The sequence below is a fragment of the Variovorax sp. 22077 genome (assembly GCF_052044195.1).
Taxonomy (GTDB): domain Bacteria; phylum Pseudomonadota; class Gammaproteobacteria; order Burkholderiales; family Burkholderiaceae_C; genus Variovorax; species Variovorax atrisoli.
The window spans coordinates 49494-70794 of record NZ_JBQEQC010000004.1; the positions used below are offsets into that span (position 1 = coordinate 49494).

Sequence of the window (21301 nt, forward strand, 5' to 3'; positions counted from 1 at the left end):
GGTCGAACTCCGGAAACCAGGAATGAGAGGACGAAGGGCGACCGTCGGGTCGCCCTTCATCGCTGGTTATCGGCCGTTCAATTGAAAACTTTAGAAAACTCCTGGGAGTTCCCGCCGGCTCCCGGCTCAGATCTTCAGCGGCGGGAACGACTTGACCAGATCGTCCAGGGCCTTGATCTGCGTGAGGAAGGGTTCCAGCTTGTCCAGCGGCAGGGCGCTCGGGCCGTCGCACTTGGCCTGGGCCGGGTCGGGGTGGGCTTCGAGGAAGAGGCCGGCCAGGCCGACCGCCATGCCGGCGCGCGCCAGGTCGGCCACCTGCTCGCGGCGGCCGCCCGATGCGGCGGCGCCGGCCTCGCGCTGCTGCAGCGCGTGGGTCACGTCGAAGATGATGGGCAGGTTCTGCGACACCTTCTTCATCACGCCGAAGCCCAGCATGTCGACCACGAGGTTGTCGTAACCGAAGCAGGTGCCGCGGTCGCACAGGATCAGCTTGTCGTTGCCGGCCTCCTTGAACTTTTCGACGATGTTGAGCATCTGCGAGGGGCTCAGGAACTGGGGCTTCTTGATGTTGATGACCCGGCCGGTCTTCGCCAGCGCCACCACCAGGTCGGTCTGCCGCGCCAGGAAGGCGGGCAGCTGGAGCACGTCGACCACCTCGGCCACGGGCGCCGCCTGGGCGATCTCGTGCACGTCGGTCAGCACCGGCACGCCGAAGCTGTCCTTCACGGCCTGCAGGATCTTCAGGCCCTCGTCGAGGCCCGGGCCGCGGTACGAGTGGATGGAGGAGCGGTTGGCCTTGTCGAAGCTGCCCTTGAACACGTAGGGAATGCCCAGCTTCTGCGTGACGCGCACGTATTCCTCGGCACTGCGCAGGGCGAGGTCCTTCGACTCGAGGACGTTGACGCCGCCGAAGAGGACGAAGGGGGCCTCGTTGCTGGTGGCGACTTGGGGGGTGATGGTGACGGTGGACAAGGTTTTTCTCCTGACGGGGGTGCTTCGGTGCAGGGGCCTATTGTCGTTCCGCCGGCCCGGGGGGGCTCAGCCTCCGGGCGTCACCGTCAGGTAGAAGGGCGTGAGCGTGCCCGCCACCGGCCGAAGCAGCTTCAGCAGCAGCGGCTTGCCGTAGCCTTCGCCCGCCAGCCGCTTGAGCAGGTCGGACAGCTGTGCCAGCGGCACGCCGTCGCAGCCGACGAGGATGTCGCCGCTGCGCAGCCCGTCGCGCGCGGCGGCCGAGCCGGCCACCACTTCGACCACCCGCACGCCGGTGGCCACCGGCCATTCGTTCTCGCGCACCCAGCGCCGCGGCAGGGCCACCGCCGCGCACTGCACGCCGAGCTTGCCGCGCCGCACGGCGCCGTGGCGCATCAGCTCGCCGGCCACCCAGCGGGCGGTGTCGATGGCCACCGCGAAGCTCAGGCCCTGGGCCGAGGGGATCACCGCCGTGTTCACGCCGATGACCTGCGCGGCGCTGTCCAGCAGCGGGCCGCCCGAATTGCCGGGGTTGAGCGCCACGTCGGTCTGGATCACGTCCTCGATCATCCGGCCGCCGCGCGAGGGCAGGCTGCGGCCCAGCGCACTCACGATGCCCGCGGTCACGGTGAAGTCGAAGCCCAGCGGATTGCCGACCGCCACCGCCAGCTGGCCCGGCTGCAGCGCGGCCGAGCTGCCCAGCGGCAGGAAGGCGCTGGGGTGCGACTCGATGCGCAGCACGGCGATGTCGGTGGAGGCGTCGGTCCCGACCAGCCGCGCCACGCTCTCGGTGCCGTCGGCGAAGGCGGCGCGCAGCTCGCCGGCGCCCTCGACCACGTGGGCGTTGGTGATCGTGAAGCCGTCGGGGGTGAACAGGAAGCCCGAGCCGCTGCCCTGGGCTGCAGGACCGTTGCCGCGCTGCGCGGCCTTGCGGACCTTGATGTGGGCGACCGCGGGGCTCGCGGTGTGGGCCACCTGGGTGACGGCGGCCGAGTAGGAGTCGAGGATGAATTCGTCGCGCGCGCCCATGGAGTACCTCTTCTTTCAGTCGGCGGAACCTGAAGGAAATGGCGGTGCGCGCCTGGTTTTCAACCCGGCGCCGGGCGTTCACGAAGCCTTCAGCGAAGGCTCAGCGATTCTTCAGCGGGCCTGCCCACACTCGGCTTCCCGGCAACAACACCCATGCCCACGGGGACACCAGCTTGAAGCACCTCATTCTTCTGGTCGCCATCGCCGCGCTCGCGGCCGGCTGCGGCCACGATCGCCACCGCCACGACAGGGACCGCGACCACAACGGCATTCCCGACCGCTACGAGCGCAACCGCGACAGCGACCGCGACGGCATCCCCGACCGCTACGACCGCCGGCCGTACGACCCGCGCCGCTATTGATCGCGCAGGGCGATCACGGCGCCTTCGGCTGCGACGACGGCTCCCACGAGTCGGGCGTGGTCGCTACCAGCGACTTGAAGTCCTTCCACGGCCGCGCGCCCGGGATGGTGCGCCCGCCGACGATCAGCCCCTTGGCGAACACCACCATGCGCTCGCGCAGGTAGGCGCGGTCCGATTCGGGCCATGTCTCGATGGAATGCGGGCCGCGCGCGAGCACGATCTCCTTCAGGCCGCGGATGCGGTTGTAGGCCGCCACCGTGCCTTCCAGCGTTTCCGCGCGGTCCCACAGGCCCTTGCCGAAGAAGGCTGCGGGCCAGCGGTCCATGCCCGCGAGCGTGGACGAGTTGGGATAGAACACGATGTGGTGCTCCGCCGCCATGCCGCCCAGGAACAGGTTGCGGTCGGCCAGGTCGGGCGAATCGCCCACGTAGCCCGCGCCGCTCGCAAACGACGACAGCAGCAGCGCGCCGCGGATGTTGCGCAGCCCCTTGGGTGGGGTGCAGCTGGGCTGGGGCATGTCGAAGCTGCACTGGGCGACGTAGTTCTTCGTCATCGCCCAGGCGGTGGACATTGAACCGCGCGAATAGCCGCCGAGCACCAGCGGGATCTCGCTGGCAGGCATGCCCGCCAGCAGACGGCCCCGCGTGGCCTCGCCCTGCAGCAGTTCGCCCTTGGGCGTGAGGATGCGCAGGCCGCGCCCGGTCTCCAGCGCCGTGAGGGCGCGGAACACGTCCTCGCCTTGCTCCAGCGTGTTGGTGTCGCTGAAGCCGCCCGACAGCCCCTCGCCGCGCCGGTCGTAGGCCAGCACGTCGAACCCGGCCTGGTTCAGGGCATACAGGTTCTCGCGCCACCAGCGCTGGCCCATGGTCTCGGTGGTCGCGTTGGGGAAGCTCACCGGCATGGTCTTGCCGGTCTTCTGGTCGATGCGGTACGCCACCTCGTCGGGATGCTGGATTGCCGTGAGCTGCCCGCCGCCGCCCGGGGCCATGACGACCAGCGCGCGCGTCTTCTTTCCCTTGCCGTCGTCGATGCCCGCACCCTCGATGTACCAGCCGCGCAGCTTGATGTCGCCCGTCATCTTCAGGTCGATGCGCTCGAAGGTGTCGCGCGGCGCGGTGAACTCCACCACGTAGGTGCGCGCGTCGGCCTCGGCGATGCCCTCGCGGTAGGGCGCCCTGGCGAAGAAGGCGGGGCGGCGGATCTGCCTGAGGTCGACGTTGCCGTCGGGGTCGATGCGCCCGGACGGATCGACAACCCCTGTCGAGCGCGTGGCGCGCTCCTTGTTGGGTGGCAGCCAGCGCTGCATCTGGGCGTCGATGCGCTTGAAGCAGGCCGGATCTTCCTTGCAGGCGCGCCAGCGTGCCTTGAGCTTGTCGTCGGTGAACTCGCTGATGTAGTAGTTGCCGCCCGCATAGCCGGCCGGCGGATGGTTGGCCGTCATCAGCACCGGCACGCAGACCTTCGGGCCTCTGGCGTCCTTCGGATTCTTCGGCAGCAGGTAGCCGCCCATCATCGCGTTGCGGTCGGTGCCGACCCAGGCGGTGCAGTCGGTGGGCGGCGCAGAGGTCACTTCGGCCTGCCGCTGAGCCTGGCTGGGCCCGCCGCATGCGCCGAGCTGGAGGGCGAGGGCGCCGACGGCCAGCGCGGCCGCGACGCCATGCAGGCGAGACCGGGCAGGGCGCGCAGGGCCGGTGGGGATTGCGGTCGTCGGATCTGGCCTTGCGGCCGGGAGAGAAAAAGGCATGCAGCGAAGCGCAAGTCGAGAGAGCCCGATCTTCGCCGCATCGGCGCGCGGAAAACGAAGCCATGGTCGATTCAGGGTGAAAGCGCTCGCCTCGATCTCTGTAGGACGCTTCCTGCGCGCTCATGCGCTGCTTTCTCCGCTTTCAGGTGGGACGGCACGCGCTCAATCGCCGTCGACACAAATGAAACCGCTGGAAACCGCCGCAGGCACAGGAGACGACTGAGATGAAGAATTTCGAAGGCATCTATTGCTTCGACACGGCGAGCGTGCGCTTTGCCTTCTATCCCGAGGGGCCCGAGGGCCCGCGCGTACTTGCACAGATTTCCGAGGAAACCCTGCACGACGAATTCGGCGTCCGCGAAATCGGCGAACACCTGCTCGGCGCGTGCCGGGACCACTTCCACGCCATCGAACCGGCAGCCGTGGCGCGCTACCGGGCCACCCCGGACCAGGCCATCACGCTCACCATCACGGACTTCGGGCTCCACGCCTGACCGAGCCGAGATAGCCGTCCACGGGATCACCCGGTACCGGACGGCTCGCGCTGGCAGCCGCGCCGGGCATGGGCCACTCTCCGACAAGGCGAGGCGGCCCGAGCCTTAGCCGCGGCCCTGGCCGCCCCGTCACATTGGTATCAGGCCTGATCACAGGCAAAACGAAAGAGGGCGCACGCCGCACAGGCCGGAGTGCCCGTCATCACGACGCGCCCGTTCCGTGCGCGTGCGGTGCCCGGTGCCGGATCTCGCTTTGCAGGGCCCGCTGGCCTGAGGAGAGCGCGAGCTCGTAGCTCTCGGCAGGCTCGTAGGCCCTGCGCAGGACGCGGGGATGCGTGCCCTGGTCGTCGGTTTCGAGCAGCTGCCAGATGTAGGCGCCCGGCAGCGGCTCCTCGATGGTGAGTTCGATGGGATGTGTCATGGCGCCACCATGGTGCTGCACGCCGGCTCTGTCTGTAGGCCTGGAACGACGTTGACCAGCATCTCAAGAGAAAGAAAGGACCCATTCCATGCAACAAGCAACCCCCTCAGCCTTCGAGGACCGCCTCGTCACCTTCAGCTATCGCGGTCGGCTGTTCCTGTGCCGCGCCGAGCGGCTCGATGACCAGACCTACAGGCCCGTCGTGGTCTGCCGCGCTGCGTCCCCCGGAGAGGACGACATCGAACTGCCTGCCGATACCGACAACGCCTCCTACGGCACCGAGGCCGAGGCCCTGCGCCACGCCGAGCAGCAGGCCATGCGATGGGTGCACGACAGGACGCAGGGGGCGCAGGGGCAGGCCTGAGCAGTCCTTCGCGCCAGCCCGCATCAGCGCCGCCGCTCAGCCCGCCTTGCGGAAGGTGAGGTTGATGCGCACTGCACCCAGCAGCGGGTGAGGCTCGTCCTTCAGCGGCAGCACGCCGTGGAAGCGCAGCCGGTCCTCGCCGCCCCAGACCACCACGTCACCGTGCGCGAGCGGCACGCGCGCCGCCTTGTCGGTGCGCACATGGCCGCCGAACAGGAACACCGCCGGCATGCCCAGCGACACCGAGACGATGGGCGCGCCGTAGTCGCGCTCGTCCTTGTCCTGGTGCAGCGAAAGCCGCGCGCCGGGGGCGTAGCGGTTGACGAGGCAGGCGTCGGGCGAGAAGCCGTCGAAGCCGGCTGCCGATGCGGCCTCGCGTGCCAGCCGCGCCAGGGGTTCGGGCATGGCGGGCCAGGGCTTGCCGCTGTCGGGATCGGTCGCGCTGTAGCGATAGCCGCGCCGGTCGCTGGTCCAGCCCAGTGCGCCGCAATTGGTGAGCGCGACCGACATGGTGAAGCCGCCCGGCGTGACGAGGTGCCGGAAGGGCGCCGCCTCCGCCACCGAACGGATCGCTGGCAGAAGTTCGTCCACGAAGGGCAGGGCGAAGCCGGGCAGCACGAACGCGCCGGTGCCTAGCGCCTCGCGCGCCGGCCGGGGCGGATCCTCGAAAAGGGCCAGGTTGGCGCCGGAGTTGGCGCTTGTCTTCTTCGCTTTCATGCTTCCCGATCTTTGCCCAAAAGCCGGGCAGCAGCCTCGGCTTGTTCGCCCCTGTGTCGGTGGGGCGGCCGGTTTGTGGGCCGACCGGTGCGCCGATGCCTCCCATGTTCGCGTGATGCGCCCGGCGCGCGCAGCCATTAGCCTCCTCACCCCTCCGTCCCAAGGTAGTACCTAGGGTTTAAATTCATGGAAGTGCGTAAATAAATGGGCTATGGTGATCCCATCATGGACGGCGCTCGACTGGCTCTCAGCGTTCCGGACGGCTGGACCGGCTGGCTCGAGCTCATGCGCACCCCCAGCGGCACCTACGCCGGCATCGCCGAACTGAGCTTCAGCGGCATCCCGCGTTGTGCGCTGGTCATCACCCAGCAGTTGTCGTGGGACGCTGCGGTCGAGAGGGCCACGCTGCGGGCCGATCATTTCGTCAGGCAGTGGGGGCCTGCGCGCGGCTCCTGAGCGGGCCTTCCCCGGGTCTTGAATCTGCCGCTGCGGTGCAGCACATGGAGCGGGCTCGTGGTAGAAACCGCGAGCTTTTCCGGGCACTGGCCCGAACCAAGATTCCCGCTCCAACCCACGCGCCGCCATCCATGCCGAAATCCCACCGCCGGACTGCCGACCAACCGCATGTCCGATGGCTGGCCTGGCTGCTGCTGGGCATCGCGGCGCTGTTCATGGCGGGCTGTGCCGGCCTGCCGTCGCAGGTGCAGCGCAAGCCCTCCACGGCCATCGCCGACGGCGCCGACACGCCGCTCGGCCGCCTCGTGAAGGCCGCGGCGCCGCCGGGCGAGCCGCTCAGCGGGTTCCGCCTGCTGCCCATGCCGCAGTTCTCGCTGCATGCGCGCATCGAGCTCGCGCGCCGGGCGCAGCGCTCCATCGACGTGCAGTACTACCTCGTGCAGAACGACGAGACCGGCCGCTACCTGCTGCGCGCCCTGCGCGACGCGGCCGACCGGGGCGTGCGCGTGCGCCTGCTGGTGGACGACCTCTACACGGCCGGCGCCGATCCGCTGTTCACCAGCTTCGCCTCTCACCCCAACGTGGAGGTCCGGCTCTTCAATCCCTTTCCCGCCGGGCGCGACCGCTTCGGCACGCGCTGGGCATGGTCGATCCTGGACTTCGACCGCGTGCACCGCCGCATGCACAACAAGCTCTACGTGGTGGACAACACCATCGGCGTGATGGGCGGGCGCAACATGGCCAACGAGTACTTCCTGCGCGACGGGGGCTCGAACTTCATCGACATCGACACGCTGGTGGCCGGCGCGGTGGTGCCGAAGCTGTCCTCGCTGTTCGACATGTACTGGAACAGCCCGTACGTCTATCCCATCGAGTCGCTGGTGCCGCCGGGCGGCGAGACGCCCCGGCAGCTGCGCGAGCGCTTCGACCGCCTCACCACCGGTCCTGAAGAGCTGCACCCCGAGGAACCCGGCTCCACCGACCTGCTGGGCAACAACTCGCTGGCCAAGGACCTTGCAGCCGGCGAGCTGAAGCTGGTCTGGGCGCGCGCCGAGGCGTATGCCGATCCGCCCGCCAAGGCGCTGGGCCAGACCGACGAGGCGCGGGGCCTGCCGGCCGACGAGTCGAAGGACAGCGTGCTCTACAACGTGCGGCGCTACCTGCGCGGCGCCGAGAACGAGATCATGCAGACCACGCCCTACCTGATCCCGGGGCGCGGCGGCATGGAGACCATCCGCCTGGTGCGCGGCAACGGCGTGAGCTACACCATCGTCACCAATTCGCTGGCCGCCACCGACGAGTCGCTGGTGCACATCGGCTACCGCCGCTATCGCGCCGAGATGCTGCGCCTGGGCGTGGAGCTGTACGAGCTGAGCCCCAAGCGGGTGGAGCAGACCAAGCGATTCGGCATGTACGGCTCGGCCAGCGGCCGGCTGCACGGCAAGTCGGCGGTGGTCGACCGCAAGATCGTCTTCATCGGCTCGATGAACTTCGACCCGCGCTCGATGCTGCACAACACCGAGGTCGGCATCTTCATCTTCAGCCCGCAGATCGCCCAGCAGCTCACCAGCCTGATCGGCTTCATGCGGCTGGACGGCGCCTACCAGCTGCAGCTGGGGCCGAAAGGCGCCATCGAGTGGGTGAGCCCGGCCTCGGGCGACGCGGCCGACACCATCCTGCACCAGGAGCCCGAGACGGACTTCTGGTCGCGCTGGAAGCTGGAGCTGCTGGCTCCGCTGGTGCCCGAGAGCCTGCTCTAGGGCCGGGCGGTCCGCATCCTCAAAACAGAGGATGGTCGGAGGCGGGGGCCTCCAGAAGAATCGCAACGCTCGTGTTACGAGTTGATTCTTTTGTTTGCTCCTTTACCGCCAAGACCATCATGAACACAAACTTCGCGACCCCCGCGGCCCCCGGCCGGTCCTTCTTCCAGATGACGCGCTGCGCATTCGCGGTGGCGTTCCTGGTCTCGCTCGGCGCCTGCGGCGGGGGTGGGGGCGGCGGTGGCGGAGGTTTTGCCGGCTTTCCCGCCTCGAGCAACCCGCCCAGCAGCCCGCCCGCGAGCAATCCGCCGGCCAGCAACCCGCCGGCCAGCAACCCGCCGGCGGCGTCTGTTACGTTTTCGGGCACGGCGGCTGCCGGCCTGCCGCTGGTGGGTACCGTCACCGTCAAGGACGCCAAGGGCGCCAGCAAGACCGTGCCGCTGGTCGACGGCAAGTACACCGTCGACGTGAGCGGCATGACCGCGCCCTTCGTCTTCCGCGCCGAGGGCACGGTGGCCGGCGAGCGCACGGTGATCCATTCGGCCGCCACCGCGGCCGACGTCAACGGCAACATCAACATCACGCCGCTGACCGACCTGGTGGTGTCCAACATCGCCGGCCGGCTGGCGTCGCAGTACTTCGACGGCGGCGAGTTCGCCTCGCTCTCCGCGGACGAGCTCAAGGCCGAGAGCGACGCGCTGAAGGCCAAGCTGCTGCCGGTTCTGCAGGCGATGGGCGTGGACGCCAGCATCGACCTGCTGCGCACCGCCTTCACCCCGCTGTCCAGCGCGCTGGACAAGGCGCTCGACGTGCTGCGCGTGAGCGTCGATCCGGCCACCAATGTGGCGACCATCACCAACATCGTCACCCAGCAGCAGATCGCCGACGACCTGGCGGTGAAGGCTGCGGCCGAACCCGCCGCCACGCCGATGAGCGGCTCCGGCATGGGCACCGCGGCCGACGACATCGCGGCGATCCGCAAGGTGTTCTCCGACTTCGTGGGCAAGTTCGCCACCGGTCTTCCCTCGCCGTCGCAGCTGCTGCCGCTGATGACCGACGGCACCAACCCCGTCACCGGCACCTACGGCTTCAGGTTCTCCGACCTCACCGCCTCGCAGTTCGCGAACGAGACGGCGACCGACGTCAACCTCATCGGCGCGAGCTTCACCGACGTGGTGATCCAGCGCATCAACTACACCATCGACGCGAACAACACGAGCCCGCGCGCCTTCGTCGAGTTCACGCACAAGGACAAGAACGGCATCGCATTCAGCAACACGCAGGGCATGCAGGTGGTCAAGGGCACCGACGGCGTGTGGCGCCTGCGCGGCGACGGTCGCGTGCTGGACATCAACCCGCACGTCCATGCCACCAAGGAGAAGGCGACCGGTTGCGTGAGCAGCTCGCTGCAGTTCGAGATCCAGGACATCAGCACCGGCAACAGCGACAACGTCGCGTCGGTGGTGGTCACCGGCCCGGGGCTGCCCCCGGGCGGCCTGCGCCACTCGCGTCCTTCGGGCGGCGGCGCATGGCCGATCGATGGCAGCCCGGACTTCAACTACTACTACCTGACGACGAACTGCAACGGCCGTCAGAACGCGGGCCTGACCGACAGCGCGATCGCCGCGCTCCCCGCCACGCCCGAGTACACCTTCACCGCGTACGAGAGCGACGGCACGACGGTGGCCAAGTTCAACGGCTTCGACATCGTCTACAAGCACCGCTTCCATGGCCGACCGCTGACGCTGGCGGAAGCCGCCGCAGTCGGCTATCCGGACTTCGCGACCACGCCGGCCCTGGCCTCCTATTCGGGCGGCAGCGACTTCTCGATCAGCGCCACGGGCCTGAACCCCGCCTTCGCGACGCAGTTCTTCCTGAAACTGATCGCCGGTCCCTCGGCCGGCGCGGAAGACCGGGCCGACGTGGCGCCTTCGGCCACGGGCACGGCATCGAAGAGCTTCAACCTGCCGGCGCAGGGCTCGGTGTCCTTCCGCGACATGTTCGTCAGCACCTACGACAGCAGCTGGCGCGAGATCGTGCTGCGCGACACCAAGGCCACCGTGTTGGAGTGACGCAGGCGCGGGGCGCAGTTTTCAGTGCGCCCCAGAAAGCCGAAAGCCCCCGAAAGGGGGCTTTTTCGTTGGCGGCGGCCGGGCCTGCGGCCGTCAGCCGTTACTGCAACAGCCGGCCGCTGAGATACGGCTCGGGATCGACCGGGCTGCCGTTCTTGCGGATCTCGAAGCGCAGCTTCACGCGGTCGGCGTTGCTGCGGCCCATCTCGGCGATCTTGTCGCCCTGGCGGACCACGGCGTTCTCTTTGACATAGATGGTCTGCAGGTGTGCGTAGGCCGTCAGGAAGGTCTCGTTGTGCTTGACGATGACCATGTTGCCGTAGGCGGGCAGTTCGCTGCCCACGTACACCACGCGCCCGTCGGCGGCGGCGACGATCGGGTCGCCGAGGTTGCCGCCGATGTCGATGCCCTTGACGCGGTCGCCGTCGAAGCGCGCGATGGTCGGGCCGTTGGCCGGTCGGATGAACAGCGCGGCCGGGCGCTGCGGCACCAGCGGCTTGGCGGCCGGAGGCGTCGTCGGCCAGGGGGTGTTGAGATCGACGGTGGTACAGGCTGCGAGGCCCGTGGCCAGCAGCGCCGCGGCGCCGAAACGTAAAACGAAAGTCTGAAGGTGCATGGGCTCTGTTCGAACGGGTTCGTTGCGGAGGGTTCCTGCAAACCGGCGCTCCCGGGGGTGCGCCACGCGGGCGATGCTAGCAAACCACCGAGGCGGCGCCCTGCGAAAGAGCAACCGGCTGTGAGGTGGGCATTGCGCGGGAGTCGCGCCGGCGGCCCCGCACCCGCCCCCGATGCTTGCTGCCAGTGCTTGCTGCCTGTGCCTGCTACTTGAGCGGGATCGGCGTCGCCCGGTCGATGGGCACCGCGGTCACGCTGTTCTTCGGCGAGCCGTCGATCAGCAGGTCGGAGTAGGTCAGGTAGACCAGCGTGTTGCGCTTGGGGTCGACCATGCGCACCACGCGCAGCCGCTTGAAGAGCACCGACAGCCGCTCGCTGTAGACCTCCTCGCGCTTGGGCAGCGGCTGGGTGATGCTCACCGGGCCGACCTGGCGGCAGGCGATGGAGGCCTCGGCCTTGTCCTCGGCCACGCCGAAGGCGCCCGCCAGGCCGCCGGTCTTGGCGCGCGAGACGTAGCAGGTCACGCCGTTGACCTTGGGGTCGTCGTAGGCCTCGATCACGATCTTGTGGTCGGGCCCGATGAGCTTGAAGGCGGTATCCACCTCGCCCACGGCGTCCGCCCTGGCTGCCGTTGCCGCCAGCGCGAAGCCGAGGCTGGCGCTGCAGAGGAGGGTGGCGCGCAGAGTCTTGTTCATGGATTTGGTCAAACGATGCTGAGTTCGTGCACGCGGTCGAAGCTGCCGCGTCGGCGGTCCGCGAAGTAGTGTTCGAGCGTCTCGCGCACCGTGCGAAAGGCGATCTCGTCCCAGGGAATCTCTTCCTCGGTGAAGAGCCGCGCCTCGATGGTCTCGTGGCCCGGGTCGAACTTGTCGTCGAGCAGGCGCGCGCGGTAGAACAGGTGCACCTGCCCCACGCGCACCACGCTGATCACCGAGAACAGGCCCTCGAGTTCGAAGTTCGCGCCGGCCTCCTCGTCGGTCTCGCGGGCCGCGCCCTGGGCGGTGGTCTCTTCGAGCTCCATGAAGCCGGCCGGCAGCGTCCACTTGCCCCAGCGCGGCTCGATGTTGCGTTTGCACAGCAGCACCTTGTCGCCCAGCACGGGGATGGTGCCGACCACGTTCAGCGGGTTCTCGTAGTGGATGGTGTGGCAGGCCGGGCAGACGGCGCGCTGCTTGGTGTCGCCGTCGTCCGGCACGCGGTAGACCACCGCGGTGCCGCAGTTCTTGCAATGCTTGATGGGGACGCGCAGGAGCATGAACCGACCGCCGTCTTCAGACGACCTTGACGGTCAGCTTGGGCAGGCCCGCGACCTCGCCCACGAGCGTGTCGCCGGCCACCACGGCCGCCACGCCTTCGGGCGTGCCGGTGTAGATCAGGTCGCCGGGCTGCAGCTCCCAGGCTGCCGAGAGGTGCTCGATGGTCTCGGCCACGTTCCAGATCAGCTTGCTCACGTTGCTGCGCTGGCGGTCGGCGCCGTTGACCTGCAGCGAGATCTCGGCCTTCTCTGCGTCGCCGGCCTGCGCCACGGGCACGATCGGGCCGATGGGTGCGCTCTGCTCGAAGCCCTTGCCGATGTCCCAGGGGCGGCCCTGCTTCTTCATGTCGTTCTGCAGGTCGCGGCGGGTCATGTCGAGGCCGACCGCGTAGCCGTAGATGTGCTTGTGCGCGTCGGCCGCGGAGATGTTCTTGCCGCCGGTGCCGATGGCGACCACGAGTTCGATCTCGTGGTGCAGGTTCTTGGTGAGCGACGGGTAGGCCATGGTGCCGGTCTGGCCGGCGTCGACCACCACCAGCGCGTCGGCGGGCTTCATGAAGAAGAAGGGCGGTTCGCGGCCGGTGAAACCCATTTCCTTGGCGTGATCTTCGTAGTTGCGGCCCACGCAGTAGATGCGGTGCACCGGGAAGCGGGCGGACTGGCCGGCCACCGGAACCGAAACGGCGGCGGGCGGGGCGAAGACGAACTCGGAAGCCATGGAGACGTGTCCTTTTCTCAGTTTCTCAGGGGGAAGCCAGGCGGGAAACCGGCAGTGTGCCAGAGGCGCGGGGCTCACAATAGACGGCCCGCGCGGCGGATTCCTTCTCCATTCCCCTCATTTCCCACCATGCCCATCCGAATCGGCAAGGCCGGCAAGGCCAACGCGCTCAACGAACTAGGCCGCCGGCTCGACGAGGAGGGCGACCAGGACGCAGCGCTGCAGGCCTATGAGCAGGCCGGCGCCGTGCTGCCGAACTGGTCGGCGCCCTGGTACAACATCGGCCTCATCCACAAGTACCGCGGCGACTGGGCCGCCTCGCTGCAGGCCAACGCCCGTGCCGTGCAGTGCGACCCGCGCAACGAGGGCGCGGTCTGGAATCTCGGCATCGCGGCCACGGCCCTGGGCGACTGGGCCACCGCGCGCAGCGCCTGGCGGCAGTACGGCATCGAGGTGCCCGAGGGCGACGGGCCGGTCGATCTCTTCATCGGGCTCACGCCCATCCGCGTGCATGGCCTCGAGGCCAGCGAGGTGGTGTGGGCCGACCGCATCGATCCGGCGCGCGCCATCCTGCGCAACGTGCCCACGCCCGACTGCGGCCACCGCTACGGCGACCTCGTGCTGCACGACGGCGCGGCCAACGGCTACCGCCTGCGGGGCGAGCGCGAGGTGCCGGTGTTCGACGCCCTGGAGCTGATCGCGCCGTCGGACTATTCGACGTACGAAGTCACCATCGAGGAGGCGACCAGGGAAGACATCGACGCGCTGGTCAAGCGCTTCGAGGCCGCCGACGCCAGCGCCGAGAACTGGACCACCAGCATGCAGATGCTCTGCCGCGCCTGCTCCGAGGGCCGGCCCTACGGCGAAGGCCTGCACAACCATGGCGAGGGCGAGGAGCCCGGCACCCTGGGGCCATGGCGCATCGGCATCGCCGCCCGCGAGGAAGAAGCCGCGCGCCGCATCCTCGGCGAGTGGCGCGAGGCCGTCGCCGCCACCTCCCCGAAGGCCGCGCTGCTGGACTTCCGCTGCGTGCTGGCGGCTATAGCCCGCTCCTGACGCTGTGCTTCGGAGGGAGCGCTATGCTTGCCGGATCATGAAGCTGCACAACTATTTCCGCTCCTCCGCCTCGTTCCGCGTCCGCATCGCCCTCAACCTGAAGGGCCTCGATTTCGAATACATCCCCGTGCACATCGCGCGCGGCGACCACCGCACCGGCCCCTACGCCGCCATCTCCGCCGACAGGCTGGTGCCGCTGCTCGAAGACGGCGGCGAGCGCTTCTCGCAGTCCATGGCCATCATCGAGTACCTCGACGAAACGCATCCCGAGCCCGCGCTGCTGCCGCGCGACCCGGTGGCCCGCGCCCACGTGCGCGCGCTGGCGCAGTCGATCGCCTGCGAGATCCATCCGCTGAACAACCTGCGCGTGCTCAAGTACCTCGTGAAGGACCTCAAGCTCGACGAGGAAGCCAAGAACGCCTGGTACCGCCACTGGGTGCGCGACGGCCTGCTGGCCTTCGAGCGCCAGCTCGCGCAGTACCCCGCCGGCACCTACTGCTGGGGCGACACGCCGACGCTGGCCGATTGCTGCCTCGTGCCGCAGATCTTCAACGGCCGCCGCTTCGACTGCGACTTCAGCGGCCTGCCGCGCACCATGGCCGCCTTCGACGCCTGCATGGAGCACGAGGCCTTCCAGCGCGCGCAGCCCTCGCAGGCCCCCGACGCGGAAGCCTGAAGCCGATGGATGCAAGCTGGCTGGTGCCCGAATGGCCCGCGCCGCCGAACGTGCGGGCCGTGTGCACCACGCGCGAAGGCGGTGTCTCGCCGGGGCGCTACGCGAGCCTGAACCTCGGCGACCACGTGGGCGACGAGCCCTCGCACGTGGCGGACAACCGCAACCGTTTGCGCGCGGCCATCGAGGCTCGTCCGGTCTTTCTCCAGCAGGTGCACGGGACGGGCGTCGTCGAACTCGATGCCGCCCCTGGCATCGTGAACGACGGCACGGCTGCAGACGGTTGTACCGCCACGGCGGCAGGCCTGGCCTGCACGATCATGGTGGCCGATTGCCTGCCGGTGCTCTTCACCGACGAAGCCGGGCATCGCGTGGCGGCGGCGCATGCGGGCTGGCGCGGGCTGGCCGGCGGCGTGCTGGAGCAGACGGTGAGGGCTTTCGATGGCGCTCCAGGAGTCATTGCCTGGCTGGGGCCGTGCATCGGCCCCAAGGCCTTCGAGGTGGGCCCCGAGGTCAAGGCTGCCTTCGAGGCGCATGCGCCCGAGGCCGCGACCTGTTTCCGGCCTGGGCCTGCTCCCGGCAAATGGCTCGCCGACCTGCCCGGGCTGGCGCGCCAGCGGCTGCGCGCGGCGGGCGTGGAATCGATCCATGGCAACGACGGCAGTGACAAGTGGTGCACCGTCGGCAATCCATCACGGTTCTTTTCGCACCGGCGCGACGGCATCAGCGGGCGCTTCGCTGCCCTGGTCTGGAAGGTCTGACCCCGTAGTTCCGGTGGGCCGGCTTGCTTCCTCGGCGGCTGCGCGGCGCGCGGCTTCCTGTGCCTCGAGTTCGCGCTGCCTGATGGCGCGCCGCCGTGCGGGCGTGCCCATCAGGTAAACCACCAGTGCCACGGGCGCCAAACCGTACAAAAGAAATGTGAAGATGGCGCCCAGCACGGTGCCGGTGGTGTTGGTGGCTTCGGCCACCGCCATCATCAAGGCGACATACAGCCAGCCGATGACGATCAGATGGACAAACACGGAAAGTTTCAGTTGGTAAGTGGTGGAGGTAGCGTTGTGAGCGCCCTTGGGATGCAGCATACTCAAATCACGCAAGCCATCCGTACCGTTTCAGGCGAGGACCAGGAGAGAAGATGAAGCAACAAGCAACGGGTGCCGATGCGTTCGCGCCCTTTCAGCAGGCTCTTTCGCAAGGATGGACCCAGGCGCTGGAATCGTTCCGGCAGTCCACCGCGCAGGCCGGCTCCGCCTTCGACATCGGAGGCACGCCGCTATGGCAGCTGCCGAAATTGCCGGAGCTGCCGCAGATGCCCCGCTTTTCCATCGACCCCGAGAAGCTCCAGTCGATCCAGCAGCAATACCTCGCCGAGGCCACCGAACTCTGGCGCCAGGGCTTCGACGCCAGGCCCGAAGGCGACAGGCGCTTCGCGGGCGATGCCTGGAACAAGAATCCGCTGTCCGCCTTCTCGGCGGCCGTCTACCTGCTCAACGGCCGCACCATGCTGAGCATGGCCGAGGCCATCGATGCCGACCAGAAGACCAAGGCGCGGCTTCGGTTCGCCGTCGAGCAATGGATGGCCGCCTCGGCGCCCAGCAATTCGCTGGCCTTCAACGCCGAGGCGCAGAAGAAGGCCATCGACACGCAGGGCGAGAGCATCGCCAAGGGCATCCAGAATCTGCTGAACGACGTCAAGCAGGGCCACCTCAGCATGACCGACGAGAGCGCCTTCGAAGTGGGGCGCAACGTGGCCACCACCGAGGGCGCCGTGGTGTTCGAGAACGAGTTCTTCCAGCTTCTCGAATACAAGCCCCTCACGCCCAAGGTTTATGAGCGGCCCTTCCTGCTGGTGCCGCCTTGCATCAACAAGTTCTACATCCTCGACCTTCAGCCCGAGAACTCGCTGATCCGCTATGCGAACGAGCAGGGCCACCGCGTGTTCGTGGTGAGCTGGCGCAACCCCGACGAGTCGATGGGCAAGGCCACCTGGGACGACTACATCGAGAACGCCGCCATCAAGGCCATCCACACGGTGCAGGAGATCAGCGCAAGCAAGCAGATCAACGCGCTGGGCTTCTGCGTGGGCGGCACCATCCTGAGCACCGCGCTGGCCGTGCTCGCGGCGCGCGGCGAGAAGCCGGCCGCCTCGGTCACGCTGCTGACCACCTTCCTCGACTTCAGCGACACCGGCATCCTCGACATCTTCGTGGACGAGCAGCTCGTGCAGTACCGCGAGATGCAGCTGGGCAACGGCGGCCTGCTGCCGGGCGGCGACCTGGCCTCGACCTTCAGCTTCCTGCGGCCCAACGACCTGGTGTGGAACTACGTGGTCGGCAACTACCTCAAGGGCGAGACCCCGCCGCCCTTCGACCTGCTGTACTGGAACAGCGACGCCACCAACCTGCCGGGCCCGTTCTACGCCTGGTATCTGCGCAACACGTACCACGAGAACAAGCTGGCCAAGCCGAATGCGCTCACCGTGTGCGGCGAGAAGATCGACCTTGGCCGCATCGACATCCCGGCCTACATCTACGGCTCGCGCGAGGACCACATCGTGCCCATCGGCGGCGCCTATGCCTCCACGCAGCTGCTGCCCGGCAAGAAGCGCTTCGTGATGGGCGCATCGGGCCACATCGCCGGCGTGATCAACCCGCCCGCCAAGAAGAAGCGCAGCCACTGGATCCGCGAGGACGGCAAGTTTCCCAGGACCCAGGCCGAATGGCTGGCCGGCGCGCAGGAGCATCCGGGCAGCTGGTGGACCGACTGGGCACAATGGCTCAAGGGGCACGCGGGCAAACAGATCCCCGCGCCCAAGGCGTACGGCAACGGCAAGGCCTACAAGGCCATCGAGCTGGCGCCCGGACGCTACGTCAAGGCCAAGGCCTAAACATGGCACACCCCCAGGCTTGCCCACTGCGTGTGGCCGCCAACCCTCTTGCAGGGGGCAACACCGGCGGCCCGGCAAGGCCGGTTCCGCGGTGTTCCTGGGTTGGGCTGTGGCTTGGCGCAAGTTGCGCCTGCAGTTTTGATACGCAGATTCCTTAATCACTTCAACGGAGAACCTCATGGAAGACATCGTCATCGTTTCGGCCGCCCGCACGGCAGTCGGCAAGTTCGGCGGCTCGCTCGCCGGCATCCCGGCCACCGAGCTCGGTGCAACCGTCATCAAGGAAGTGATTGCGCGCGCCAACCTCACGGCCGACCAGATCGGCGAGGCCATCATGGGCCAGGTGCTGGCGGCCGGCGCGGGCCAGAACCCCGCGCGCCAGGCGTGGCTGAAGAGCGGCGGCGCCAAGGAAACGCCGGCGCTCACGATCAACGCCGTGTGCGGCTCGGGCCTGAAGGCCGTGATGCTCGCAGCGCAGGCCGTGGCCACGGGCGACAGCGAGATCGTCATTGCCGGCGGCCAGGAGAACATGAGCGCCGCACCGCACGTGCTGCCCAACTCGCGCAACGGCCAGCGCATGGGCGACTGGAAGATGGTCGACACCATGATCGTCGACGGCCTGTGGGACGTCTACAACCAGTACCACATGGGCATCACCGCCGAGAACGTGGCCAAGAAGTACGGCATCGACCGCGCCGCGCAGGATGAACTGGCGCTGGGCAGCCAGACCAAGGCCGCTGCCGCGCAGGACGCCGGCAAGTTCAAGGACGAGATCGTCGGCGTGAGCATTCCGCAGAAGAAGGGCGACCCCGTCGTCTTCGACACCGACGAGTTCATCAACCGCAAGACCAGCGCCGAAGGCCTGGCCGGCCTGCGTCCCGCCTTCGACAAGGCCGGCGGCGTGACGGCAGGCAACGCCTCGGGCCTGAACGATGGCGCGGCAGCCGTGATGGTCATGACGGCCAAGAAGGCCGCGGCACTGGGCCTCAAGCCGCTGGGCCGCATCGCCAGCTACGCCACTGCCGGCCTCGACCCCGCCATCATGGGCATGGGCCCCGTGCCCGCATCGACCAAGGCGCTGCAGCGCGCCGGTTGGAAGGCCGCCGACCTCGACCTGCTCGAGATCAACGAAGCCTTCGCGGCCCAGGCCTGTGCGGTGAACAAGGAAATGGGCTGGGACATCAACAAGGTGAACGTCAACGGCGGCGCCATCGCCATCGGCCACCCCATCGGCGCATCGGGCTGCCGCATCCTGGTGACGCTGCTGCATGAGATGCAGCGCCGCAACGCCAAGAAGGGCATCGCCTCGCTGTGCATCGGCGGCGGCATGGGTGTTGCGCTCACCATCGAGCGCTGAGAAGGCGCGAACAAAGCTGCTGCGCTGCCCGAACTCGCACCTGCGGGCCTTACTTACCGTAGCTGGCTACGGTTCAGGTCCTCGGTGCGACCTTCGGGCCGTTCGCGGCGGTTTTTTCACACCCTCCCGGTCCACGGGCGCCAAGGCCCGTCGCTCAGCGTGCCATCGCCATAGACGGCCGCTGCGCCATCGCCGCGCGCCAGCGCAGCAGCTCGGGGTGCTGCTCCCCGGGCTTGACGCGCACCACGCGGGCGAAGTCCACCGCCACCACGGCGGTGATGTCGGCAATGCTGAAGCGGTCGGTGGCGATGAAGTCGCGGCCGGCCAGGCGTTCGTTCAGCGTGTCGAAGAAATGCTGGATCCGGGCGAGCCCGCGCTGCGCGAGCTCGGGAATCTGCGCGTAGTTGACCGGGCCGGGCAGCGCGCGGTCCGCCATCGCGGGTGAGCTGTTGCGCAGCGTCTCGGCGATGGCGAGCAGGCCTTCGAATTCGATGCGCCAGTTCCAGCTCGCGATCTCGGCCTTTTCCCGCGGGGTTATGCCCATCAGTGGCGGCTGCGGGTATCGGGCTTCCACCCAGGCCGCGATGGCGGCGTTGTCGGTCAGCAGCAGGCCGTCTTCGTCGTCGGTGCGCAGGGCAGGCACGGTGCACTGCGGGTTGATCGCGCGGTAGGCCTCGCCCAGCTGCTCACCACGGACCAGGTCGACCTGCACGGTTTCGTGTGCAATGCCCTTCTCGGCAAGCAGGATGCGCGCGCGCCGCGGGCTGGGGGCGGTGGCACAGTCGTAGAGAATGATCATCGTCGGTTCAACTCCAGGAACTCATCGCATGAATGGCACGACAGCCTACACGCCGCCCACCGTCTGGTCATGGAACAAAGAGAGCGGCGGCCGCTTCGCGAACATCAACCGGCCCATCGCAGGCGCCACGCATGAAAAGGACTTGCCGGTAGGCAGGCACCCGCTGCAACTCTATTCGCTCGCCACGCCCAACGGCGTGAAGGTGACGGTGATGCTCGAGGAACTGCTGGCGCTGGGCCATGCCGGCGCCGAGTACGACGCCTGGCTGATCCGCATCAACGATGGCGACCAGTTCGGCAGCGGCTTCGTCGCGGTGAACCCGAACTCCAAGATTCCCGCGCTGATGGACCGCAGCGGCGACAAGCCGATCCGCGTGTTCGAGTCGGGCGCGATCCTGCAGTACCTGGCCGAGAAGTTCGGCAACGCCTTCCTGCCGACGGAACGGGCAGAGCGGGCCGAGTGCCTGTCGTGGCTGTTCTGGCAGATGGGCAGCGCGCCCTACCTGGGCGGCGGATTCGGGCATTTCTATGCCTACGCGCCCACGAAGATCGAGTACGCCATCGACCGCTTCGCGATGGAAACCAAGCGCCAGCTCGACGTGCTCGACCGCCGCCTGGCCGAAAGCCGCTATCTCGCGGGCGACGAATACACCATTGCCGACATCGCGGTCTGGCCCTGGTACGGTGCGCTGGCCAAGGGGCAGCTCTACGAAGCGGGCGAGTTCCTGCAGGTGAGCGAATACAGGAATGTGGTGCGCTGGGCCGACGAGATCGCGAAACGGCCGGCCGTGCAGCGCGGCCGCATGGTCAACCGCACCTGGGGCCAGCCCACGAGCCAGCTTCACGAGCGCCACGACGCGTCCGACTTCGACACCCGCACGCAGGACAAGCTGCAGGCGCCGACCTGAGCACGACGCGGCCCCTCACCATCCACACAGCCGGAGCAACGACGATGAGCGACAAGATCCTGGTGTTCTACGGCTCCTACCGCTCCGACCGCATGGGCGTGCGCCTGGCCGACTTCATCGTCGCCGGCCTGCGCGAACGCGGAGATGACGCCGAGTTGGTGGACGCGAAGGCGGTCGACCTGCCCATGCTCGACCGCATGTACAAGGAATATCCGAAGGGCAGCGCTCCCGCCGCGATGGAGGCGCTGGCCGGGAAGATCCGCACGGCCGACGCCTTCGTCTTCGTCACCGGCGAATACAACTGGGGCCCGCAGCCCGGCCTGAAGAACCTCACCGACCACTTCCTGGAGGAGTGGTTCTGGCGCCCCGCAGCCATCGCGAGCTATTCGGCGGGGCGCTTCTCCGGCGTGCGCTCGGGCACTGTGTGGCATTCGATCCTGTCGGAGATGGGCATGGTCGTTGTGTCGAGCACCCTGGCCGTCGGACCGATTTCGCAGACGCTGGATGCGGCGGGCAAGCCCACGGGCCCGGCGGGCGAATCGATGCAGCGCTCCTTCGGCCGCTTCGCCGACGACTTGGCCTGGTGGACCGAGGCGGCGCGCGCACAGCGGGCGCGCAAGGCGCCGCCTTACTGATCGGGCAAGGC

24 protein-coding genes are annotated in these 21301 nt (G+C 68.4%); 13 read left to right on the plus strand and 11 right to left on the minus strand.

From position 1 onward, the window contains the following. Nucleotides 1-126: 126 nt before the first annotated feature. Together kdsA and ACTJLF_RS06715 are read right to left on the minus strand one after the other, a co-directional pair. Entirely contained in the window at nt 127-972 is an 846-nt protein-coding gene (kdsA, locus tag ACTJLF_RS06710) for a 3-deoxy-8-phosphooctulonate synthase (protein WP_019653285.1), read from the minus strand. Nucleotides 973-1038: 66 nt separating this feature from the next. Then, the gene (locus ACTJLF_RS06715; RefSeq protein ID WP_019653284.1) at nt 1039-1998 is read right to left on the minus strand and encodes a S1C family serine protease; all 960 of its coding nucleotides are present in this window, start codon (nt 1996-1998) and stop codon (nt 1039-1041) included. A gap of 173 nt (nt 1999-2171) precedes the next feature. On the opposite strand from ACTJLF_RS06715, the gene ACTJLF_RS06720 reads away from it, so the two are divergent. Beyond that, nucleotides 2172-2360 (plus strand): hypothetical protein, encoded by a 189-nt coding sequence (locus ACTJLF_RS06720; RefSeq protein ID WP_354407881.1) that lies wholly within the window; start codon nt 2172-2174, stop codon nt 2358-2360. Between the two features lie 13 nt (nt 2361-2373). On the opposite strand, the gene ACTJLF_RS06725 is transcribed toward ACTJLF_RS06720, so the two are convergent. Further along, nucleotides 2374-4104, minus strand: coding sequence for a hypothetical protein (locus ACTJLF_RS06725; protein ID WP_416489271.1), 1731 nt, complete (start codon nt 4102-4104; stop codon nt 2374-2376). 224 nt (nt 4105-4328) lie between these two features. On the opposite strand from ACTJLF_RS06725, the gene ACTJLF_RS06730 reads away from it, so the two are divergent. Beyond that, a complete protein-coding gene (locus ACTJLF_RS06730; protein WP_019653281.1) occupies nt 4329-4598 on the plus strand; it encodes a hypothetical protein in 270 nt (89 codons plus the stop codon). A 202-nt stretch (nt 4599-4800) separates the two neighbouring features. Here ACTJLF_RS06730 and ACTJLF_RS06735 read toward each other — a convergent pair whose 3' ends face one another. Next, nucleotides 4801-5019, minus strand: a complete 219-nt coding sequence (locus ACTJLF_RS06735; RefSeq protein ID WP_354407886.1) for a hypothetical protein — start codon at nt 5017-5019, stop codon at nt 4801-4803. Between the two features lie 88 nt (nt 5020-5107). Here ACTJLF_RS06735 and ACTJLF_RS06740 point away from each other — a divergent pair, with 88 nt between their 5' ends. Next, the gene (locus ACTJLF_RS06740; protein WP_019653279.1) at nt 5108-5383 is read left to right on the plus strand and encodes a hypothetical protein; all 276 of its coding nucleotides are present in this window, start codon (nt 5108-5110) and stop codon (nt 5381-5383) included. Nucleotides 5384-5419: 36 nt separating this feature from the next. Here the strand turns inward: ACTJLF_RS06740 and alkB are convergent, their stop codons facing one another. Next, nucleotides 5420-6100 carry a DNA oxidative demethylase AlkB gene (gene alkB / locus ACTJLF_RS06745; protein WP_354407889.1) on the minus strand — a complete coding sequence of 227 codons (681 nt, stop codon included), beginning with the start codon at nt 6098-6100 and terminating at the stop codon, nt 5420-5422. A 225-nt stretch (nt 6101-6325) separates the two neighbouring features. On the opposite strand from alkB, the gene ACTJLF_RS06750 reads away from it, so the two are divergent. The 3 genes from ACTJLF_RS06750 to ACTJLF_RS06760 all read left to right on the plus strand — a co-directional run bounded on the left by ACTJLF_RS06750 (nt 6326) and on the right by ACTJLF_RS06760 (nt 10388). Further along, nucleotides 6326-6556, plus strand: coding sequence for a hypothetical protein (locus ACTJLF_RS06750; protein ID WP_126184419.1), 231 nt, complete (start codon nt 6326-6328; stop codon nt 6554-6556). Between the two features lie 131 nt (nt 6557-6687). After that, on the plus strand, nt 6688-8316 hold the full coding sequence (locus ACTJLF_RS06755) for a phospholipase D family protein (RefSeq protein WP_019653276.1): 1629 nt from the start codon (nt 6688-6690) through the stop codon (nt 8314-8316). Nucleotides 8317-8435: 119 nt separating this feature from the next. Beyond that, entirely contained in the window at nt 8436-10388 is a 1953-nt protein-coding gene (locus tag ACTJLF_RS06760) for a hypothetical protein (RefSeq protein ID WP_440882722.1), read from the plus strand. Between the two features lie 100 nt (nt 10389-10488). Here the strand turns inward: ACTJLF_RS06760 and ACTJLF_RS06765 are convergent, their stop codons facing one another. From ACTJLF_RS06765 to ACTJLF_RS06780, 4 genes are all read right to left on the minus strand, one after another. Then, nucleotides 10489-11004, minus strand: a complete 516-nt coding sequence (locus ACTJLF_RS06765; RefSeq protein ID WP_354407894.1) for a murein hydrolase activator EnvC family protein — start codon at nt 11002-11004, stop codon at nt 10489-10491. Nucleotides 11005-11209: 205 nt separating this feature from the next. Beyond that, the gene (locus ACTJLF_RS06770) at nt 11210-11698 is read right to left on the minus strand and encodes a CreA family protein (protein WP_019653273.1); all 489 of its coding nucleotides are present in this window, start codon (nt 11696-11698) and stop codon (nt 11210-11212) included. An 8-nt stretch (nt 11699-11706) separates the two neighbouring features. Continuing rightward, on the minus strand, nt 11707-12258 hold the full coding sequence (locus tag ACTJLF_RS06775) for an NUDIX hydrolase (protein WP_019653272.1): 552 nt from the start codon (nt 12256-12258) through the stop codon (nt 11707-11709). Between the two features lie 16 nt (nt 12259-12274). Next, nucleotides 12275-12976, minus strand: coding sequence for a fumarylacetoacetate hydrolase family protein (locus tag ACTJLF_RS06780; RefSeq protein WP_354407900.1), 702 nt, complete (start codon nt 12974-12976; stop codon nt 12275-12277). Nucleotides 12977-13105: 129 nt separating this feature from the next. On the opposite strand from ACTJLF_RS06780, the gene ACTJLF_RS06785 reads away from it, so the two are divergent. The 3 genes from ACTJLF_RS06785 to pgeF are packed head-to-tail and all read left to right on the plus strand — an operon-like array spanning nt 13106 to nt 15466. Beyond that, the gene (locus tag ACTJLF_RS06785; RefSeq protein WP_354407903.1) at nt 13106-14032 is read left to right on the plus strand and encodes a tetratricopeptide repeat protein; all 927 of its coding nucleotides are present in this window, start codon (nt 13106-13108) and stop codon (nt 14030-14032) included. Between the two features lie 37 nt (nt 14033-14069). Next, a complete protein-coding gene (gene maiA, locus ACTJLF_RS06790; protein ID WP_126184415.1) occupies nt 14070-14708 on the plus strand; it encodes a maleylacetoacetate isomerase in 639 nt (212 codons plus the stop codon). 5 nt (nt 14709-14713) lie between these two features. After that, nucleotides 14714-15466 carry a peptidoglycan editing factor PgeF gene (gene pgeF, locus ACTJLF_RS06795; protein ID WP_440882723.1) on the plus strand — a complete coding sequence of 251 codons (753 nt, stop codon included), beginning with the start codon at nt 14714-14716 and terminating at the stop codon, nt 15464-15466. Here the strand turns inward: pgeF and ACTJLF_RS06800 are convergent. After that, entirely contained in the window at nt 15398-15787 is a 390-nt protein-coding gene (locus ACTJLF_RS06800; RefSeq protein WP_354407907.1) for a hypothetical protein, read from the minus strand. The genes pgeF and ACTJLF_RS06800 overlap by 69 nt on opposite strands. A gap of 53 nt (nt 15788-15840) precedes the next feature. On the opposite strand from ACTJLF_RS06800, the gene phaC reads away from it, so the two are divergent. Both phaC and ACTJLF_RS06810 read left to right on the plus strand, forming a co-directional pair. Next, nucleotides 15841-17592: a class I poly(R)-hydroxyalkanoic acid synthase gene (gene phaC / locus ACTJLF_RS06805; RefSeq protein WP_440882724.1), complete on the plus strand. Its 1752-nt coding sequence runs from the start codon at nt 15841-15843 to the stop codon at nt 17590-17592. Nucleotides 17593-17770: 178 nt separating this feature from the next. Beyond that, nucleotides 17771-18949 carry an acetyl-CoA C-acetyltransferase gene (locus tag ACTJLF_RS06810; RefSeq protein ID WP_019653265.1) on the plus strand — a complete coding sequence of 393 codons (1179 nt, stop codon included), beginning with the start codon at nt 17771-17773 and terminating at the stop codon, nt 18947-18949. A gap of 154 nt (nt 18950-19103) precedes the next feature. Here the strand turns inward: ACTJLF_RS06810 and ACTJLF_RS06815 are convergent, their stop codons facing one another. Then, on the minus strand, nt 19104-19748 hold the full coding sequence (locus ACTJLF_RS06815) for a glutathione S-transferase family protein (RefSeq protein ID WP_126184411.1): 645 nt from the start codon (nt 19746-19748) through the stop codon (nt 19104-19106). Between the two features lie 28 nt (nt 19749-19776). Here ACTJLF_RS06815 and yghU point away from each other — a divergent pair, with 28 nt between their 5' ends. Next, on the plus strand, nt 19777-20655 hold the full coding sequence (yghU, locus tag ACTJLF_RS06820) for a glutathione-dependent disulfide-bond oxidoreductase (protein WP_354407915.1): 879 nt from the start codon (nt 19777-19779) through the stop codon (nt 20653-20655). A 44-nt stretch (nt 20656-20699) separates the two neighbouring features. Then, nucleotides 20700-21290, plus strand: a complete 591-nt coding sequence (locus ACTJLF_RS06825; RefSeq protein WP_440882725.1) for an NADPH-dependent FMN reductase — start codon at nt 20700-20702, stop codon at nt 21288-21290. Nucleotides 21291-21301 lie beyond the last annotated feature (11 nt).